The organism is bacterium, assembly GCA_021372535.1.
In the GTDB taxonomy this organism is placed as follows: domain Bacteria; phylum Latescibacterota; class Latescibacteria; order Latescibacterales; family Latescibacteraceae; genus JAFGMP01.
In genome coordinates this window covers 1-19,150 of sequence record JAJFUH010000164.1, presented here as the reverse complement: position 1 = coordinate 19,150, position 19,150 = coordinate 1, and the positions used below count along the sequence as shown (strand labels likewise).

Genomic DNA, 19,150 nt, shown 5'->3' with positions numbered 1-19,150 from the left:
AAATGCCCGAATAGTTTATTTTTTTGCCGAATCCTTTTAAAAGGGGCTGATTTATATTCATACCGAGATAACTGGAAAAGTTCTTTTCGAGCTCGACATTGCTTTCGGAAAGTGTATTGTAGAAACCGACTCCCCACTGGGCGCCGGTTGCTATGTTCTGTCCCACGGTAAAATTCAGTTTTGTGGATTTTTCGTTTATTGAATTGACGGGAATATAACTCGTATAATTGGGACTTTCGGATTGTCCCCGGCTCACATTCAGGCTTAACGAAGGATCGAACGATGATTTTTCCTGAATCACGGTAAGTTCATTCAATCGGATTCCCATGCGGGAGGACTTCAGACTCAGATTTTCCGTGAGGGCGCGTTCTATGCACTCATTTGCGCTGAGTTCGAGGGCTTTCTCCTGTGCCAGGCCCTCTCCGGCCACAAGAAGAAATGACAGGAACACACCGCACAGTGTTATTAAGCTTTTTTTTCGTCGATTCATACATGAACTCCTCTTCAGCGTTCGAATGAACATTCCCGTTTTTGTTTCCCAATCGTCTGTGTATTTCTCTGTAACCATGTTGTAAATGCTGTTTCAATCCACCATAATTTTTGTATTTAACTACGATGTTTCCAACTGACATTCTGTTTTGATAACAGAATTTTCCGAAAAAAGTTACAGAGGTAATTTTAAAAACTTGCTTTTTTTCTCTCACGACATATACAGAAGGTACGTGTTAAAAATTCATTTTTTTACGAAAAATTCTCCCCGTTATTCACTTCTTCCTGACCTCTTGTGTACTTTCACATAAGAAGAATGAATCTGTTCTTAATCAGCGCCATTACGAAACATCATCGGTTAATGAAATATTTCATTCCTGTTCCGGAGCGGTATTATCCACCTGCTCAACAGCCGGTTGCTCTGTCTTCTGCCTGGTGACTTCTTCAAGATGACGCTCGTATGCCCGGACAGCACGCTCGCGATCTCCGGCGGTCATTTTCCAGTAGAAGAGAAATGCGGCACCGCCGAAAGCGCATAACAGGCCGCTGATTATTAATCCTTCTTCACGGTCGGCTGTAAAGTACGATATCAGCAGAGCAAGCCCGACCGCAATTCCCAGTAATCCGATAATGAGTGTCTTGGCTCCGGTTTTGGGTGGAATTACTCTGATGGGATTTATACCCCGGCGAAGCATTTCCATGCGTTCTGCATGTCTGCGGGAGCCGAAGTATATGACAATTGCGGTTATGAACGCAAATAATAAAACTGCTGTCCAGTCCATGATAACCTCCTTACAGCCTTCTGTCATATATGACGAAGTCTGTTTCCTGAAAGTTCACTTTTTTTTTCACGTGATCCCATTTTCACATTTCTTTTTTATTTTTTATCGATTCCCAGACTCAACTTCGGTATGCATTCCGTTCTGCCGGGTCATTGTATTCTTCTGCCCGAGCCCGGTCATACCGGGCCCGGAAGCACCTCTGTAAACCGTGAGTATATCAGCAGGCAGCCTGCTGCGTATCATCGCTTTTACGAGTCATGTCCTGCTCATACCAGCGACATGCCTGTTCGCGATCGCCGGCAGTCACTTTCCAGTACAGTATCAGAGCTCCGCCTCCGAACAGGCAGTAAAGACTCGCGGCAAAAATATGCTTATCAAAATTATATATGAGCGCATGAATAAGGAGGGCCAACCCGATACCGGCGATAAAAAGCCCTAAAAGAAGTGATTTACCGCCTATTCTGGCAGGAACCCTCGCGAAGTCATGAAGACCTCTGTTGATCAGTTCCATGCGCTCCCTGTGGTGACGGTATCCATAATACAAAATGACTGCGGTCGCACACGCGAACAGTGAAAAAGCAGTCCAGTCCATTGTATCCTCCTTTGTACGGTTTATATTATTTTTCTTTCTGTTTCATACGGAAAGCCACATTGTATCTCTTACCCGAACACCTGTGGTTCTTTCCTTATCTACTGTCTTTGACGCGATGTATTCTATGAAAAATTTCATAAATTTCAATAATTTTGAGTTTTTTTAAAATTTTTTTCAATATATCAAAATACATTTTTATACTTCAGATTTATACTTCAGGCGATACTGACATCCATATTATATAATTAACAATTAGTTATGAATATTTTACGCGCCGAATGAAAAAAGCCGTGCATGACACACGGCTTGTATTTTGGCGCTAAACCGGTTTTAAGAATTTAATCAATAGTTTTTCCGGGAAAGGATATGTTCATACCAGCGGCATTTCTGCTCACGGTCCTCGGTAGTCAATTTCCAGTACACGAGCAGGGCGATTCCGCATAAAATACAGTAAAGACCGATGATGAGAAATTCTTTTCCGAAATAGTGGAACAGGGAATTGATAATGCTCGCACAACCCACGGCAACGGTGAAAATACCGGCAAGCAGGGAGATCGATCCCGTTTTCGATGGAGTTCCGACAAAGCCGTTGTTACCCTTCCTGAGCATCTCCATCCTCAATCTGAATCTGACATATGTCACGGAAATAACGATGGCCGTTATCGATCCGAATACCCAGAATACAGTCCAATCCATACCAACCTCCCGGTAAAATGTGTCTGTTATGATAAGGTTTTCTTTATGTCTTTTGTATTGGACGTCGCCTTTAAACGTAAAATTTCAGTTTTATTGTTTCATACCGGAAATTATTTTTTGGTTATTCAATTGGTGCATAAAACATACGAATGAAATGTTTTACACGTTAAAGTGTCATTCCCGTGAAAACGGGAATCCACCATCTAATGCTCATGACAGAGTGATGTTAATACTGAATTCCCAATTCACTTCGATCTTGGGAATGACAATACTCGTACAATAAATTAATGATTATAAGTTAATTGCATAGCCAGATTATCTTTTTTAATCACCGTATTCACAGATATTAAATGTCTGCAAAATATTTTTTTTAAATTTTTTACGGAATTTAATTATATTATTTCTTTTGTTAGGATGTTTTGATAAACACCCTTGAATTTCTTTTTATATAAGGTAGCCTTTTCCCGGATAACGGATAATCTATGAAAGGAACGAAACAGGAAAGTTTTTTTTAAAAAAAATCGTTTTTGTTGAAATTTTTTTGATTGTCCGTGTGTCTAAACAATCAGAAGGTTGGAAGTATGGAAATAATTAAAATATACATATCAGGCTCACAATAACTCTAACCTTCTGTGTGTACTGGATATAGGAACCTGGCTCTGATGGAAGATTTCCGGCAGCTCCTGACAAAGTATCAAAACAGGGTTTACAACCAGGCCTATAGAATGCTCGGTAACGCTGAGGATGCTGAAGAAACGACGCAGGATATATTTATGAAGGTATACAGATCGATGGAAGATTTTCGCGGAGAGAGTGCGGTGTCAACCTGGATATACAGGATTACTTCAAACGAATGTATCAGCCGCCTGAGGAAAAAGCAGCTCGATACGACAAGCCTCGATGAACCGTTTGAGTCCGGTGAATGCAAGTCGCTGGCCGATATCATACCCGATGAAGGCGGAGATCCTGAAACTCTTCTCCAGTCGCGTGAAGCGGCGGAATCGATCCGGGCCGAGGTACGGTCTCTTCCGGCAAACTGGGCAATGGCAATCAGCCTCTATCACTTTGATGATCTGTCGTACGATGAGATTGCGAAAATAATGGATATTCCGACAGCGACCGTTGCCACATATATATCGAGAGGTCGTAAACAGTTAGCGCAAAAACTGCTTCACGTTATGGATAGATGAAAGTTCTGAACATTCCATGATGTTCAAAGAACGGGGATAGACGATGAAATGCACGGAATTTGAAGACAATATTGCGGCGTATCTGGAGGGTTTTATCGATGAAAACCTCCGCCGGGCGATGGACGAGCATCGTACCGCTTGCCCGGCATGTGCCCGTCTTGCAAAGGCTCACTCGCTGATTCTGAAATCTCTTGATGCCGCCGAACCGGTTAAAGCCCCTGATGGCCTTGCCGACCGTATCCTTGCAGGTATTGCAGGGGAAGCGCGGGGCACGGAGAAAGTCACTGAGCAGGGCCGTGAAGCGATTCTGCCGGTCCCCGGTTTCACATGCGAGACGTTTGAAGAGAACATTGCAGCGTATGTCGATGGTCTCCTCAAGGGAAATCTCGTTGCCGCTATGAACGCTCACAGGGCTGCATGTCCCCGATGCGAACGAATGGTTCATGTTCACAATTTTGTGCTTACATCACTCAATGCCGCCGAACCTGTCGCAGCGCCGAATGGGTTGAGGGCACGTATCCTCGCGGCTGTCGAAGCACTGGAAACTCAGACGGTTCGGGGAACCGCACGGGTATATCCCAGATACGGTCTCGTTGCGGCGCTGGTTGCAGCTGTCGGTTCCTTCTTTATCGCATTCATGATACTGACAAAAGAGCTCTACAATAACCTCCCCGATATTACCGGTAAGCTCAATCAGTGGGATACGCTGAAAACGCATATAACTCTGGCGTTCGTTCAGGTGTATAACTGGGTGGCAAGTCCCGATCTTTTTTCGCTGTGGCATAAAGCGGGAACACTGCTCCTCGAACCGGTTACTATCCCTAAAATGACGTATTCCATTCCGGCATATTATCTGATAGCCATGACTTTACTGTCGGTTGCCGCATGGTTGTACTTCAGGGAACCGGAAGTTTCCGAAGCATCGGTCACTTCGTAAGCCTTCGATGGAATCATTTCTGAGAAAATAACAGCACCGGTGCCATCCGGTTCCTCATGATTTAAAACGTCAATGATACCCAGCCGGATTTGAGCATTTCGGTGAGCGGCTTGCCCATATATTTCACATCGATTCCGAGGGAACTCAGTTTATCCGAGACGCCATACATGTCGGAACAGGCTTTACATGCTTCGAGTATGACTCCCTCGTCTTTCATCTTCTTGATATAATCCTGAAGTTCCTGATCATCCGAAAGCAGTTTTGACGAAGGCCCCCAGACTACGAGCTTGACTTCATCCCACCATTTGTTCTTCTTGGCGTTGTAGGTATACATGAACGCCGTTTTCAACGCCACATCACGGTCGCCGCTGGTCCACACCACGACGAGTTTTGACGGTTGGGTCATTTCTGCTGCCTCCGCTTTCGGGGTACTCTGCACGAGAAGGTAAGAAAACAACGAAACACCGAAAATAATGCCGGTAAACAGAATCATTTTCATGCGACGGTTCATGGTTTTTCTCCTTTTTTAATACATATGTTTTTTTGCATTCATTTGAATTCTGATACGATCGATTCATAAAATTCGACAGAACACGTATTTTCGCAGATTATATTTTTTATCTATTTCTTTTTTGGTGTTAACGTTTAATAATTGCTAAAGATAATACAAATGATGTGTTGCATAAATTTGTGGGTATCTCTATTTATCTTGTAAAATTTTAAAAATCATTCTGGTTTATACAACAGCCCCCTAACCCTCAATCCCTTTCCCCCTGAAGGGGGCAAGGGAAGTCGTTGCAACTCCGGTAGTTACCTGCCCCCGGAACGGTGGAAGGTGTCACGAAGTGACGGAAGGGGGCTTTGAGAAAAAACGTAACTTTTTTATAATTCGCTCCCCTATAAGGTATTATTAGAGGAGCCCTTGTGTCTTTGTGTCTTCGTGGTTAAATATTTTCATGAATAATCCCGGCTGAAAATGTGACGAAAAATTGTTATTATTTATAATATAAATAATCTATTATTTCTTCTTGTGTCTTGGTGTCTTTATGGTGATAAAAACATGTCATGACATGAATATCTTTTCTCCGTGTCCTCCGTGTCTCCGTGGTGAAATTGTTATGAGTATTTCAGATAAAAATCAGGGCTCTATTTTTATACGTTCAGAGTATATTATGGATGCATGTTACCTCAACGGATGAAAAAAAACAAATAATATTGCACTATGCTGGAATTTCCCCTGTTTTTTAAAGAGGAACCATGACCGGTATTAAAAAACTCACGCCCAAAAAAATCCATGAGTTTCGTGACAATATTTACCATAATTATTCCCTCAGTCCCCGTATTTTCCCCTGGCGTGAAACCACAGAACCATACCATATCGTTGTTTCGGAATTTATGCTCCAGCAGACCCAGGTCGAACGGGTCATAACAAAATACATTTCATTTACAGAGATGTTTCCGGATTTTACCGCTCTGGCAGAGGCTTCCCTGCTCGATGTACTGCGAGCCTGGCAGGGGCTCGGTTACAACCGGCGCGCTCAGTCGCTCCGTGAAACGGCAATACGGGTCAAACGAGATTATTACGGGATACTCCCATCGGAACCTGAAATATTGGAGACGTTTCCGGGTATCGGCAGGTACACCGCCGGGGCGATTGCCGCATTCGCATTCGACAGGCCGGTCGTTTTTATCGAAACAAACATACGAAGTGTTTTCATTCACAGTTTCTTCGCCGATTGTGCCGGAATAAAAGACAGTGATATTATCCCGCTTATCGAAATAACCCTCGACCGTGAAAATCCCCGCAGGTGGTATTATGCGCTCATGGATTACGGCGCTGAGCTGAAAAAAACGTACAAAAATCCGGCGCGAAAAAGCGCCCACTACCAGAAACAGAGCTCCTTCATCGGCTCAAACCGTCAGATCAGGGGAGCCATCATTCGTTCGCTTACGGCCAATTCTGTTCTACCGGCGCATGAACTCATTTCGGGGCTCGGTTTTGAAGATGAGAGAACAATGCGGATTCTCCGTCTTCTTGAAAAGGAAGGGCTTGTTAAGATGGAAAACGGTGAGGTTTTCATCATGGGAGCTCGGTCCGGCTCCGGTGCGGTTATTAAAAATCGTGAATAGAAACCTTCGAAATAATTATTTGTTACATGCTCGAATGTCTGATATAATGGTTTTCTTCCCTTTCCTGTTTACGGGAAAGAGACCGAGGGTGAGGGTAATAACAGTGCCTTCATACCGGACTGTTCTCCACGACATGGGAAAACGAAACTGATAATCGATAAATGTATGATAAATTTATTGCTTGAAAAGTATCTATTAGTAAATATCTGATTTTTTACTGAATAATTTCTGTTTAAAACGTGAAAATTATTTTATCTTTCCGATAACAATCACATAAATAAACATCGACTTATCTTATAGAAAAGTAAACACCAAAAAGGAGCATGGCATGAAAATCCGTTACGCAGGCAGAAGTATCGTATATATGCTGACATGGTTCGTTCTTTTTATGACAGGCATCACGAATGTAATCCCGGCTCAGACGGGAGTGCGGAAGGAAATTGGTATCCCGGATATCCGGGGATACATTACGATGAAATGCGACTTTCATACACATACCGTTTTCTCCGACGGGGTTGTATGGCCTTCTGCGCGAGTAGAGGAGGTCTGGCGGGAAGGTATCGATGTGCTTTCGATTACCGATCATATCGAATATCTGCCTCATAAAAATGATGTCATCCCCAACTTTAACAGGCCATACGAACTGGCACAGCCGTCTGCGGAGCGATTGATCGTCATGTTGATAAAAGGGGCCGAAATCACACGATCGCTGCCGCCAGGCCATTACAATGCACTCTTTCTGAACGATGTCAATCCTGTCAACGCCGAAGTTTTCCTCGATGCTGTGAAGGCCGCGGCCGATCAGGATGCGTTCATATTCTATAATCATCCCGGATGGCGGCAGCCGGATGGTAAAGCAGTGTGGTATCCCGAAACGGGTGAATTATATGAAAAAGGCTGGCTGCACGGTGTCGAGGTTGTTAACGGAAAGGATTACTATCCGCTCGCCCATGCATGGTGTCTCGAAAAGAAACTGACGATGCTCGGTAATTCCGATGTTCATGATCCGATAACCTTCGACTATGATTTCCAAAATGGCGAACACAGACCGATAACGCTGGTATTCGTGAAAGAAAAGACCGAAAAGGGTCTCAAGGAAGCGCTTTTTGCCCGGCGTACGGCGGTGTACTGGAACAATATTATAATCGGCGAGGGAAAATTTCTCAAACCGATCTTCGATGAATCTGTCGAAATTATCAATCCTGAAGTATCTATTACGGGTTCTGGCGGAGTATCCGTTCAAATCCGGAATACATCCGACATTAAATATGATTTGACTGCTGATGGGGAATCTGACTCGATATCCTTTCCGAAAAACATCACCCTTTATCCGCACAGGACAGTATTACTGCCAATTCAGGCTAAACAGGCAGAGTTATCGGGCAGGAAAAAAATAAACATTCCCTTTCGGGTGACCAATCTCCTGATTGCTCCTGATACGGGCCTTTCAGTGCAGTTAATGGTCAGGATCACGTTTATTCCCGCGGTAAAACCCTGAAAAACGTGCACAACGTATAATGGGAAAGGGAGCGTTATTTGCGGATAATCATAAAAAAATCATTGGACTGTTGGATAAATCGAATCAGAACTGACATCATTGGGACACTATTGACAGTAGATTAATGTCTTGAGCATTTTAGCGGGAACTATTCAGTAATCATGCGCGTTCAACCCGGATAATGTTCGATATCTGTTTGATTTTTATAATATGTGACTCCTATATAAAAAAATATGTGTCCAATCCGTTATTTATTGTATCAGGACAATCGCTTGATGTTTCTATTGACTAGTGAGCGAAAAATCGTTATTTTTTCTCATCTTTATATATACGATGTTCAGCATTTTATTCACAGAAGCAGGAAACAGGATGGAAATTCGTACTATCATTTTGATTATTGCCGGCATAGTGATAACCGGAATAATCATCTATGTTTTAAAAAGTGATTAAAGATAATCTTATAAGACGGAATTATCCGAAGATTCTATCTTTAAAATCGTTTACAGCATTTAAATTGTTCCAGTAATCCTCGCCGTAAATAATTCACACTAGTATGTGTGTATTGTTTTCAAATTACCCCAAATGCTGTTCAGTTTTGTTTGTAATGTATAATATATAATCCATATATACTGAATAGCACGATTGACAGAGTGTTTGCCTGCCTGTTCATGTTCAGTTTCTCCGGCGCTTTAAAATACCGGTCAGAATAATTCAGCATATCAACGCTCATGATACGTAACAAAGCTCGGTTCTCGATAAATCCGAATACCGCCATGATTAGAGCATATATGGGGCATGCATCAGACTCGTTTGAGAATAGTGCTATTACCCTTTGGTGCAAGTCCTCCTCGCCCGTGCTGCAGCGTGAGCGGAGGCGTAGGAGAGGGGAAAGGGGAGGGTACCGGAGCAGCGTATACTTCTTTCTCAGTCCTGTGGCTGTAAGAACCCCTTCTCTTCCCCGAAGAGCTTGACATACGGTTCGATCGCCGCCGTCGAGTATTTATCCTTGTGTGGGGAGCCGATGGCCCAATCTTCCGGCAGGGAATCGAGCGCGACCATCTCGCCGTTCTTTTCGAGGTGGGATCGAAACGCCGCGATGAACATGGCGGTTTTTTCCAGTATCTGTTCGTGTGTCTGGTACATCTCGCCCGTTTCGAACAGCCGCTGGATCTGGTGAACCATGGGAAGCCACTCGAATTCGTCACGCGCCCAATCGTCCGCCCAGTAGTTGATGAACTCTTTGTTCCCCGGCTGAACGATGATTGCGCAGTTATTTCTGCCGACTCCCGGCATCTGGCCTTCGTATATCTTGCCGGTGAACTGTCCCTTTCCACGGTCTTTATAGAGCACATGGGTTACGCCGCACTTGTCCGGATCGTATGGATTCACACAGGTGCGCCAGTCCTTTGACCTGAACGCCGCCGACTGAATGCCCCCGCCGACCGCCGCATATGCGAACCACAAACCATGGATACCGTGCGAATAATAATCGTTGCTCGAATTATACGCCTCGTAGCCGGTGATTTCTTCGGGTTTGAACCTGTTTCTGACAACATGAACTTCCTTGAGGTGCTCCCAGTCCGATGCGGTGATGAGCGGCGCGCCCCCTTTTTTCGATTGATCAACTATGGCACGGGCCTTTAACATCGAGTCCGCAAAGGGACGGTTGATATACATGGGGATTCCCGCTTCAAGGTATGGCTGCGCAAGCTTGTGATTATAGGCCACAGAGTAGAAGTCATCCAGGAATATCCCCTGCACCTTACCCACCATGCCATCGAAATTCTTTACTATTTCCACGCCGGTTCTTTGACTGAACCGCTCCGCAACCTGTGGATCGGCCGACCATACTTTGGTAAAAAGCATCCCGGTTCGACGGGGAAATCCTGGCGGCGGATTGAGCAGTCTGTCCCAGATGCCACCCGATCCCCAGAATGTCGAACCACCTGTTCCGAGGATAAGTCCAACTTCGAGGAGCTCCTTTGAAACCGCCGAGCTGCGCTTGAAAAGCACCCCTGCACCGGATGACGATGCAGCGCCGGCAAGAACCATTGATGATCCGATTTTCAGGAACCGGCGTCTCGACGGATTGAAGTTCTCTGGCATGATGTGGCTCCTTTTCAAGGGTAATCCCAATATTGAATCACGCTGGGATGAGTTTACGGCAATGCAGAATGCTTCCGGGCTTGAATGAAAATCCGTATACAAGCCGTTTTACATCTTTTATTCATGGTGAATCCGTTTACGGCCTCCTGACTATCCGGAAACCCAGGCCCCAGTATGAGTGCGACGGTCTGCGCCAGTGGCGGTAAGCAGTTCGGAGATACACGGCCTGCTCGTACCATCCGCCACCGCGAAAGACACGGTTCTCGGAAGGTCTCGATGTATAGTAATCCTTGTCAACCCGATCCATACACCATTCCCACACGTTCCCGGTCATATCGTACAAGCCCCAGGCATTCGGCAGTTTCATTCCCACCGGGTGTGTACCGCATTTATTCTCATTCAGTTTTACCAGATTATAGTCGCCGGGCAAATGGCTGTCCCCGCTGTTTCTCCAATACCAGCCCGCCCGATCCAGATCGTCCTCACTGTCGCCGGTATAGTACCTGGTTTTCGTTCCCGCCCGGCAGGCATACTCCCATTCGGCTTCCGTCGGCAGCCCGATTTTCTGACCTGCTTTTTTACTCAGCCATGTGCAAAATTCCATTGCGTCATTCCAGCTCACACACACCACCGGATGGTTATCGGTCTGGGGCAGATAGGGATTTTTCCAGTTCGCATCCTGTTTTTGCACCCATTCCCCTCCAGACACAACCCAGGCTTGATCTCCCCGTTCCGCTTCGGTCTGGTAGCCGGTTTCTTCAACAAATTTCCGAAACTGCCCCACGGTCACCTCATAAGCGCTCATCTCAAATCCGTCCACGGTCACCGTATGAACCGGTTCTTCTCTATCAAGGCCCCTGTCTCCGATGTCTCCTGCGCGATACGTCCCGCCCCGGATTGTCACCATCCGGAATCCAAGGCCGGAGAGAACGGAATCCCTTTTACAATAACGTTCCACTGAACAGGAAGTCAGATACTTCCCTGCGAACGCCACCGATAATCCGGTTTCCAGAAAGCGGCGTCTCGATGGGGTGTGATTATATGACATAAGAGAATTCCTTTTCAATTAAACTCACCCCTTGATCTCATCGTCGTAAACATAAGGGTGAATGTAAATTCTTTTAGTGACTGATCGCTCAAAAAGCCGCTGATCCCCTTGTCCTTCGAAAAAGAGAACAGATAGAACACGATTGTTTAATCCGGCATTCCCTATATCAAACTTGAATAGTAAAAAATTCCCTTAATTTTGTTGATAAAAAAGAATAACATTAAAAAAATCCCATTTGCAAGAATTTTCTCCATATTAATTGTGGAATTAACCCGACCTATTCACAAAAATTCAATAGACCGCGGATTTTCGCGGATTTTATTCTTTATTTATATATATTTTCAGGTGTTAATGTTTTATTAATTGTTAATGATAGTATAAATAATATGTTATATAAATTTGTGTCTTTGTGTCTTCGTGGTTAAATATATTCATGAAGAATCCGGGTTAACCACATATTTGCTTGATTAACGACGAAATATCCCATTTCAGAGACAGCTCTCCATTTATTCATATCTGAATGCAGTGTTTTACACGGAATACTGTCGCAATCGTTCTATCCGGGCTAATATCTCGGCAAAGAGCTTTTTATCTATCATCACCTTGCCATCTGAAATGTGACGTATCTGCTCTGAAAATATGTGATGGAATTGGTTGAGGAAGTTATACTTTTTTATGACGATTGTGAAGAGGAGTGGAACCCCGGCTTGAGCTACCGGTTCAGGACAGCCTCAAGCCGTGCAAAGAGACGGTCCACCTCGGCTGCTGTATCGGTGTCGAGATCATAGGCTGAGGGCTTCCGAACCTTACGGTTCCGGAAAATGCCCTGCTTGACGAGAAGGTATTTTTCGATGGTAAGAAATGCATCGAGTGAGGGGGTCTGAAGGAGAACAATCGCCGCCATGGGGAAGTAGACCTCGTATGCACGGTCATCGTCGCCGCGCCCGAGGGCTCTCCATATCTCGACGATGCCCCGGATAAGGTCTGAGCCAGGCATGGTTCCATCGATACCGCGGCGGTATGAATCGATGATGAGGTACCCGCCGCTTCCTTCGAAAATAATGCCTTCCCGGCGGAGTATCTTCTGAAGCTGCGTGATGGTCGGTCCTACGGGCTGGCCTTCGGGTTTGAAATAGATTCGCGGCCCCATTTCGGTTCTGAACCGCGCCTGAAGCTCTGCCGACATGGATTCGCCTCCCATGTAACCGCTCGCATCCTGAACGACGAGAGGAATGCCGATTGCATTATAAATTGTTCGGTAATAGTCGAACTTCTCTGATGCCGATAACCTGACAGAGAGGGGCGGTATTGCCATCACTGCGTTCGCGCCAGCCTTTTCAGCGGCCTCGGCATACCGTGCTGCCTGGAGAGAGCTTTCCGAACCGACCGAAATCGTCACCGTCCCGCGTCCGTTCACCATCTTGGGCAGCTTCCGCGTGAGTTCGAGACGCTCATCATGGGTCAGACGGAGCAGTTCGGAAGCGAGCGCCAGCACGATGCCATCCGACCCGGTCTCAAACAGGAAGTCGATCTCACGGGCAAGGACATCATAATCGATGGTTTCGTCTTCCCGGTACGGCATCTGGACAACCGGGAGAACACCTGATATAATGGGCTTTTCTTTCATGGCGCAGTGAAAATACAACATGTGCGGAGAAAAAACAACACGAATTTGTTCTTACTGAAAAAAATCTCATATTGTTTTCTTTATGATACTTGGGCGGTGGAAAAATTACTTATTCACCACCCGCTTGAATCTTGTGAATAAACCACATGACCATTGATGGTCACAGCGAAGGAAGAAAAGAATTCTATATATGGTGAGCTTTTCTCCGTGTTCTTCGTGTCTCCGTGGTTAAATTGGTTATGTATATTTTCAAATATTCAAGGGATAATCGGTAATTTCGGCCGGTAATGCTTCACCCTTTCTTCTCCACGAACGATTCCTCCAGTTTCTTTTTCAAATCCTGTACAACATCCTGATGCTGGCTGATGACATTGGTCTGTTCGCCGTGGTCCCTGACAATGTCGTAGAGCTGCGGTCCGAGTCCGGGATCGTCACCCCAGATGTTCTGGAAATAGTGCCACCGGTCGGTATGAATGGATCCGAAATTGCCATAACCGGTGACTGCGTAATCGCGGAGCTTTTTGGTTGAGCCGGTCACGAGGTCCCACATATTGGCGCCGTCGAAGAGCACATTGCAGTCGACTCCGAGCAGGTTGAGGAAAGTCGGAACGAAATCCTTGTGGCTCGTGAGCGCATCGATACGTTTCCCCCGGGTGCTTTTATCGGGATGCCTGATGATGAGCGGTACACGACCGATGCAGGAGTTGAGGAGCTTCGCCTGTTTCTGGACACAGCCCTGCTCGCCGAGATGGGTGCCGTGGTCGGTGCTGAAGGCGATGATGGTATTGTCCCACAGTCCCAGACGCTTGACCTCGTTGATGAGACGGCCGATGCAGTAATCGCTGAAGGTGACCTCCGCCGAGTAGAGATCGATCAGGATGGGAATGTCATCCGGGCGGATATCTTCCATGGTGACCCCATAGCCGAATATATACCGTTCAAAGGGATATGTTGTCCGGTACATCTTTTTGAACCGCGGGGGAGCATCCCATGGCTCATGGGGATCGAACATGTCGATGAAGAGCATGAAGGGACCGTCGTTGTCCTTGTTTTCGCCGAGCCACTGAGCGGCGGCGCTGCATGACCGGGCGCAGAAGTAATCCTCCTCGCCCGTACGCTCCTGTGTATTGAGAATGTACTGGATGATACGCTCACGGTAATAATCGTTGAGAAGATGCTTGGGAGTGTAATCTTCAGGATTTACCGATTTCCGGGGCCCGCTCTTATAGGGATCGGATTCCTGTCCCCGTATCCATTGCCAGCTGCCGAAACTGCGGTGAAAATTCAGGTCGGGTTTAAAATAGTGGTAGGTGTCTACAATGAATCCGGTTGTGAAATCGGCTTTTCCAAGAATTTCCGCAAAGGTTATATCGGTGCTTTCGAGCGGACGCCATTTGTTCTTGTCGGGGAGTATGCTTCTCCCGGTATGCATGACACGCCGCGCCGGAATTGTGGGAAGGCCGTCTGCATAGCAGTTGTTGAAATATACGCCTTCCTCCGCGAGCGCATCGAGGTTCGGGGTCTGAATCCGCGTGTTGCCGTTACAGCGGAGGTAGTCCCACCGGAATGTGTCTGAAATGATTACGATGATGTTGAGGCCGTTCGGTTTTGTCACACGCACCGATTCGGGGAGTTTTTCTTTAGTGAGCGGCCCTGTGAATTCCGGTCGTTTTTCCTGCGCCGAAACAGTGTTTCCCAACAATGAAGCTCCCGCGCCGATTCCGGCAACAGACTCCATAAAATGTCTTCGTGTTGTGCCTTTCATGATGAGCGCTCCTTTACCCTTTGCAGTTTATGGAATGGTATCAACGACAGCGGCGGTAAAAGAATCGATGAGCCGATCGGATTCATGGCGTATTCATGACCTGAAACCTTTGAAATAATTATAAGTAACATGCTCGAATGTATGATATACTGCTTTTCTTCCCTCTCCTGTTTACGGGAGAGGGATCGAGGGTGAGGGTAATAATACACATGATATTGGGTCACATCAAGTGATAGGGTATATAAAAAATACTAATCCGTGTAAATCTGTGTTCTATTGAATCTTGTGAATAGAACAGGTTATAAAAGCGGCGCAAGCAGCCGGGCGAATCCCTCGAATACTCCTGTGATGCCTTTTGGGCCTTTTACACCGGTTTCACTCTCTTTCATCAGGCCATGTGCCCATGAATCAAGCAGTCTGACAATGTCCTCCGAATAGATGAAAAGCGCAATTTCGTAGTTGAGAAAAAAGCTCCTCAAATCCATATTGGCAGAACCGATTATCCCGAGCGAATCGTCTATTATGACGAGCTTGCCGTGCATCATGACCGGAACGAACTTGAACACCGTCGTTCCCGACGCCTGTATCTGACGCAGGTAGCCTTCCCGGACAAGGTCGGCGAGAAGGTGATTGGATGTCTTGGGAACGACCACGCGGACATCGACGCCCCGTCTGGCCGCCACACTGAGGGCCTTGACCAGTATTTCATCGGGGATGAAGTATGGAGTTACGATCCATATCCGCTTCTGTGCGGTGAACATATGGGTGATGATCGTGTCATAGAGAGGATCCCCGTCGACATCCGGACCGCTTGGCACGAGTTGAAGGGATACGCCGCCGGTAACTTCTCCGCAGACAGGGTTATCTGGAAAAAGAGGCAAGTCTTCTTTTGCGGCAAATTTCCAGTCCGATTGAAATACTGTATAAAAGTCCTGAACAACCGGACCTTCTACGGCAAGGGATATATCGCGCCACCGGCCAGGGTCGGGTGAGGGTCCCATATATTCGTGGGCGAGGTTCATGCCGCCGGTGATTGCGGTCGTATGATCGATCAGCGCCATTTTTCTGTGGTTGCGCAGATTGGCCCTTCCACGGAAGGGGAGGTGAATCATCGGCATGAAAAAAGCATATTTGCCGCCCGCGGCTTTAAAATCGGACAGATGATGATCGGTGATGTGAAATGACCCGAGCGCGTCGAGGAGAAGACATACCTCGATGCCTTCTTCTGCTTTACGGGTCAGCGTACGGATAATGGACTCGCCGGTATCGTCCCTGCCGAGGATAAATGTTGTAATATGAATGCTTTTTCGTGCGTTTTCGATTGAATCGATAAGATACCGGTAAACATCCTCTCCTGTTTCCAGCCATGTTACACGGTTACTTTTCCTGACCGGGAGAAGGGCATCGGTTTTATCGGTTTTTTCACGGCCTGGTTCGATGACTGTTTCCGTCGCTGGGCATTCCGGAGCCGAAAGATTTTCTTTTCTTGCAGCCATTCTCTTCATTTTACGGCCGCCGATGAGAACATAAAGCGGAACACCGATGTATGGAACAAGAAATATCGCAAGCAGCCATGCCAGGGTACTTGATGGTGAACGCTGTTCTTTAATGAGCCGGACCATCAGTAAGAGGGCAAGAATAAAACCCAGTGTCGGAAGAAAATGGATGATAATCCAGGCAATTTTCATGGTCAAGGATGTTTTTCCTCAGAGAATCAGCGCAGTCTTGTAAAAAACCGTACTATCATGAAGTGAAACACTTGGACATCAGACCGCTGTTATGGTGGTATTGATCGAAATCACTTAGCTTATCGTTCCGGTATGGACATATGGCTCGGAATGACCTCGGTGAAGAGCGCCGCATGATCGGATAATCGCGACCAGATTCCTTTATGATGGATTTCTGAGCTGACTGGAGTGAATTCCCGTAAGTATATACGGTCGAGACGAATAAGAGGCATCCATGCGGGAAAGGTTCGTGCGGCTTTACCGCGGGTTTCCACAACAACCTCGTTCAGATGGAGGGATTTTGAAAAATCACCGTTGATTTTTCCTCTCCAGTCATTGAAATCTCCGGCAATAATGAGCGGAGCTCCGTTTCCGATTTTTTCTGCGGTATAGGTTTTTATCATGTTTGTCTGTTTTTTTCTGGATCTGGCCGTGAGACCGAGATGTACGCAGATGCAGTGCACATGATGGGGATAACGGGGGATATCGAGAACGCAGTGAAGGAAACCGCGCTGTTCAAAACGGTTTGTCGAAATATCGATCTTTTCGGAATGTACGATGGGATATTTCGAGAGCAGGGCATTGCCATGATGACCCTCGGGATAGTGCGAATTCTTTCCGTAGGCATAGTTGGACCAGATCGATTCGGCAAGAAAGCGATAATGGGGGAACTCGGGCCAGTCGTCATGTTTTTTTGCTTTTTCAACGTTTTCTCCGATTACCTCCTGGAGGAAAACTATATCCGCTCCGGTCGAGCGTATCGCATCGCGCAGTCTGTGCAGTGTGAATCGCTTGTTAAGGCTGGAAAAGCCTTTATGGGTATTGATGGTCAGCAATCGTAACGGTTGATCGTCCACTGTATTTTCCAAAGAGTCATTCTCCTTTGTTTCGTTCATCGGGATTCATGATGGAAATTTTTTTTCCATATCACGATATCTCTTAAACTCCGTATATGCTTCCGGAGTTTCCTTTCCTGTTTTTTAAGGTATCATCCGGTTCAGACTGAAAACGGGACAGCATATGGTATGAAATACCGACAATAAGCAATTCAATGCAGCCGCACGTTTATTTTCAGTACGCCGACAATGAATTATCAGGTTCTGTCCGGAAGATTATTCTTTCCCGGAGCCTCTTTGCCACTTTGTTCCTTTGCTGCTCTTGATGATAAAGTATATATTAAATAGTGATAGTGTGCAACGTATTCTTGTGATGTTAATTGAATCCTTACTTCCTGGCCGGAGATTTATTACCGTGCTGGAATTTACCGCAGTTTGCCCGGAATGAAAAGAACCTGTTAAACTCAAAATAAATATTGCTTTTTTTGCATTTTTTAGCTATACTTGTATATACAGAACTCTGCATGAAGATTACTTCGTGAGGTGATTTCATGAATATACCTGACACGGGAAATACTCCTGAAACCTCACGGGCCAATCCTGCATATGGTAACACAAATCGGGACCAGGCTGAGAGGATTCAGGATAAAGAACCTGAAAAAAATGTTCCTGCCGGACAACGGCAGGATGAATATGTACAGTTGACAGCTCCTGTCCAGCGGAGCGCACTGTATGATGTTTCTGATGTCAGGCGGGGGAGAATCAGTTCTCTCAAAAAACAGATCATGGAAAAACAATATACTCCCAGCGGTGAGGTAATTGCAGAGAAAATCGTCGACGTTATTTTACCTCCGGGCATTAAAAATCTCAGGATTTTCCGAAAGGAATAACTGATAAGGGCATATGGTTCCACAGGATAATTCCTGCGTGAGTAATGATAAGCATGAATTGGGCTTTTTATTAATGAATCCGGATACGATCATACCCAGTGGGGAGTGTCGTTCCGGTTTTTTTATCCGGTATCGCTCTGTCAGGGGGGTACAGGTAAAAGTGACTCCGGCATTTCTGCCTGTAAAAAAATACGGGGCTGAAACCTTTTTATAATTTCCAAAAATTGTTTTGGAGATTATTGTCTAGCCAGGATAAGGTTTCAGCCCTTTGGGCATTCGGGGGTGTCCGAAGCATACATGGCAGATTTAAAGAAAAATGCCATGATCATCGGACGAATAAATAAAAAAAGTATTGCGCGTTTATAAAGAGCTAAAAGTATTCCAGTTTATCTGAAATGCAATGACACATTGTATTTAAATGAGTTATGATTTATAGACACCAGGATTGTCTGATTGAGAGTGTCCAGATTTGAAACACACAGTGTGCGATTATGAACATTTTTCCGTTTGTTCCTTTGCAACTCTCTTTTTACAGTATGCTCGTGGAGCGGCAGATTCGGGGAAGTAAAAAACAAGCAGTCAGAAAAACGGGTGTTATTAAGAGTGTTGTGACAAACACCATTTACGTGGTTATAAGCTGTCGAGTGTCGGTACGAAGTGACTATCCCCTATTATTATTGCTCCGGCGATTAAACAGTGAAATATATTTCGGAAATTGAGCCCTATAAAGGTGATTCGATACAATCTGTGTAACTGCGCACCAAGCCGTCATTCCCGCGAAAGCGGGAATCCATGTTTTTTTACTTCCGGTATCATTCTTTATTCGCCGGAGCAATA

The 19,150-nt window shown here is 45.8% G+C and carries 16 protein-coding genes; 5 read left to right on the top strand and 11 right to left on the bottom strand.

What is annotated here, in order from left to right; translation table 11 throughout:
- The 4 genes from LLG96_14530 to LLG96_14515 all read right to left on the bottom strand — a co-directional run.
- On the bottom strand, positions 1–490 hold a 490-nt coding region (locus LLG96_14530; GenBank protein ID MCE5251426.1), incomplete at its 3' end, for a TolC family protein.
- Between the two features lie 370 nt (positions 491–860).
- Positions 861–1,271, bottom strand: a complete 411-nt coding sequence (locus LLG96_14525) for a hypothetical protein (GenBank protein MCE5251425.1) — start codon at positions 1,269–1,271, stop codon at positions 861–863.
- Between the two features lie 217 nt (positions 1,272–1,488).
- A complete protein-coding gene (locus LLG96_14520; GenBank protein ID MCE5251424.1) occupies positions 1,489–1,863 on the bottom strand; it encodes a hypothetical protein in 375 nt (124 codons plus the stop codon).
- 342 nt (positions 1,864–2,205) lie between these two features.
- Complete coding sequence (locus tag LLG96_14515) at positions 2,206–2,559, bottom strand: hypothetical protein (protein MCE5251423.1); 354 nt, start codon at positions 2,557–2,559, stop codon at positions 2,206–2,208.
- Between the two features lie 662 nt (positions 2,560–3,221).
- On the opposite strand from LLG96_14515, the gene LLG96_14510 reads away from it, so the two are divergent.
- Together LLG96_14510 and LLG96_14505 are read left to right on the top strand one after the other, a co-directional pair.
- The gene (locus LLG96_14510) at positions 3,222–3,749 is read left to right on the top strand and encodes a sigma-70 family RNA polymerase sigma factor (protein MCE5251422.1); all 528 of its coding nucleotides are present in this window, start codon (positions 3,222–3,224) and stop codon (positions 3,747–3,749) included.
- Between the two features lie 43 nt (positions 3,750–3,792).
- Positions 3,793–4,686, top strand: coding sequence for a hypothetical protein (locus tag LLG96_14505; protein ID MCE5251421.1), 894 nt, complete (start codon positions 3,793–3,795; stop codon positions 4,684–4,686).
- A gap of 61 nt (positions 4,687–4,747) precedes the next feature.
- Here LLG96_14505 and LLG96_14500 read toward each other — a convergent pair whose 3' ends face one another.
- Entirely contained in the window at positions 4,748–5,092 is a 345-nt protein-coding gene (locus tag LLG96_14500; protein ID MCE5251420.1) for a DsrE family protein, read from the bottom strand.
- Positions 5,093–5,943: 851 nt separating this feature from the next.
- Here LLG96_14500 and LLG96_14495 point away from each other — a divergent pair.
- Positions 5,944–6,816 carry an A/G-specific adenine glycosylase gene (locus tag LLG96_14495; protein MCE5251419.1) on the top strand — a complete coding sequence of 291 codons (873 nt, stop codon included), beginning with the start codon at positions 5,944–5,946 and terminating at the stop codon, positions 6,814–6,816.
- A 328-nt stretch (positions 6,817–7,144) separates the two neighbouring features.
- On the top strand, positions 7,145–8,314 hold the full coding sequence (locus LLG96_14490; GenBank protein ID MCE5251418.1) for an Sb-PDE family phosphodiesterase: 1,170 nt from the start codon (positions 7,145–7,147) through the stop codon (positions 8,312–8,314).
- A gap of 924 nt (positions 8,315–9,238) precedes the next feature.
- Here the strand turns inward: LLG96_14490 and LLG96_14485 are convergent.
- From LLG96_14485 to LLG96_14460, 6 genes are all read right to left on the bottom strand, one after another.
- Positions 9,239–10,420 carry a hypothetical protein gene (locus LLG96_14485; protein ID MCE5251417.1) on the bottom strand — a complete coding sequence of 394 codons (1,182 nt, stop codon included), beginning with the start codon at positions 10,418–10,420 and terminating at the stop codon, positions 9,239–9,241.
- Between the two features lie 136 nt (positions 10,421–10,556).
- Positions 10,557–11,468, bottom strand: a complete 912-nt coding sequence (locus LLG96_14480) for a formylglycine-generating enzyme family protein (protein MCE5251416.1) — start codon at positions 11,466–11,468, stop codon at positions 10,557–10,559.
- Positions 11,469–12,180: 712 nt separating this feature from the next.
- Positions 12,181–13,095, bottom strand: a complete 915-nt coding sequence (locus tag LLG96_14475) for a dihydrodipicolinate synthase family protein (protein ID MCE5251415.1) — start codon at positions 13,093–13,095, stop codon at positions 12,181–12,183.
- Between the two features lie 292 nt (positions 13,096–13,387).
- A complete protein-coding gene (locus LLG96_14470; GenBank protein ID MCE5251414.1) occupies positions 13,388–14,860 on the bottom strand; it encodes a sulfatase-like hydrolase/transferase in 1,473 nt (490 codons plus the stop codon).
- A gap of 299 nt (positions 14,861–15,159) precedes the next feature.
- Positions 15,160–16,548 (bottom strand): phospholipase D-like domain-containing protein, encoded by a 1,389-nt coding sequence (locus LLG96_14465; protein ID MCE5251413.1) that lies wholly within the window; start codon positions 16,546–16,548, stop codon positions 15,160–15,162.
- A gap of 119 nt (positions 16,549–16,667) precedes the next feature.
- A complete protein-coding gene (locus LLG96_14460; GenBank protein MCE5251412.1) occupies positions 16,668–17,456 on the bottom strand; it encodes an endonuclease/exonuclease/phosphatase family protein in 789 nt (262 codons plus the stop codon).
- A gap of 518 nt (positions 17,457–17,974) precedes the next feature.
- On the opposite strand from LLG96_14460, the gene LLG96_14455 reads away from it, so the two are divergent.
- Complete coding sequence (locus LLG96_14455) at positions 17,975–18,313, top strand: flagellar biosynthesis anti-sigma factor FlgM (protein ID MCE5251411.1); 339 nt, start codon at positions 17,975–17,977, stop codon at positions 18,311–18,313.
- The last annotated feature ends 837 nt before the right edge of the window (positions 18,314–19,150 follow it).

Bases quoted from the DNA above. Each gene is read 5' to 3' on its own strand.
- LLG96_14525 (MCE5251425.1), bottom strand. From the start codon at position 1,271: ATGGACTGGACAGCAGTTTTATTATTTGCGTTCATAACCGCAATTGTC.
- LLG96_14520 (MCE5251424.1), bottom strand. From the start codon at position 1,863: ATGGACTGGACTGCTTTTTCACTGTTCGCGTGTGCGACCGCAGTCATT.
- LLG96_14515 (MCE5251423.1), bottom strand. From the start codon at position 2,559: ATGGATTGGACTGTATTCTGGGTATTCGGATCGATAACGGCCATCGTT.
- LLG96_14510 (MCE5251422.1), top strand. From the start codon at position 3,222: ATGGAAGATTTCCGGCAGCTCCTGACAAAGTATCAAAACAGGGTTTAC.
- LLG96_14505 (MCE5251421.1), top strand. From the start codon at position 3,793: ATGAAATGCACGGAATTTGAAGACAATATTGCGGCGTATCTGGAGGGT.
- LLG96_14500 (MCE5251420.1), bottom strand. From the start codon at position 5,092: ATGACCCAACCGTCAAAACTCGTCGTGGTGTGGACCAGCGGCGACCGT.
- LLG96_14495 (MCE5251419.1), top strand. From the start codon at position 5,944: ATGACCGGTATTAAAAAACTCACGCCCAAAAAAATCCATGAGTTTCGT.
- LLG96_14490 (MCE5251418.1), top strand. From the start codon at position 7,145: ATGAAAATCCGTTACGCAGGCAGAAGTATCGTATATATGCTGACATGG.
- LLG96_14485 (MCE5251417.1), bottom strand. From the start codon at position 10,420: ATGCCAGAGAACTTCAATCCGTCGAGACGCCGGTTCCTGAAAATCGGA.
- LLG96_14480 (MCE5251416.1), bottom strand. From the start codon at position 11,468: ATGTCATATAATCACACCCCATCGAGACGCCGCTTTCTGGAAACCGGA.
- LLG96_14475 (MCE5251415.1), bottom strand. From the start codon at position 13,095: ATGAAAGAAAAGCCCATTATATCAGGTGTTCTCCCGGTTGTCCAGATG.
- LLG96_14470 (MCE5251414.1), bottom strand. From the start codon at position 14,860: ATGAAAGGCACAACACGAAGACATTTTATGGAGTCTGTTGCCGGAATC.
- LLG96_14465 (MCE5251413.1), bottom strand. From the start codon at position 16,548: ATGAAAATTGCCTGGATTATCATCCATTTTCTTCCGACACTGGGTTTT.
- LLG96_14455 (MCE5251411.1), top strand. From the start codon at position 17,975: ATGAATATACCTGACACGGGAAATACTCCTGAAACCTCACGGGCCAAT.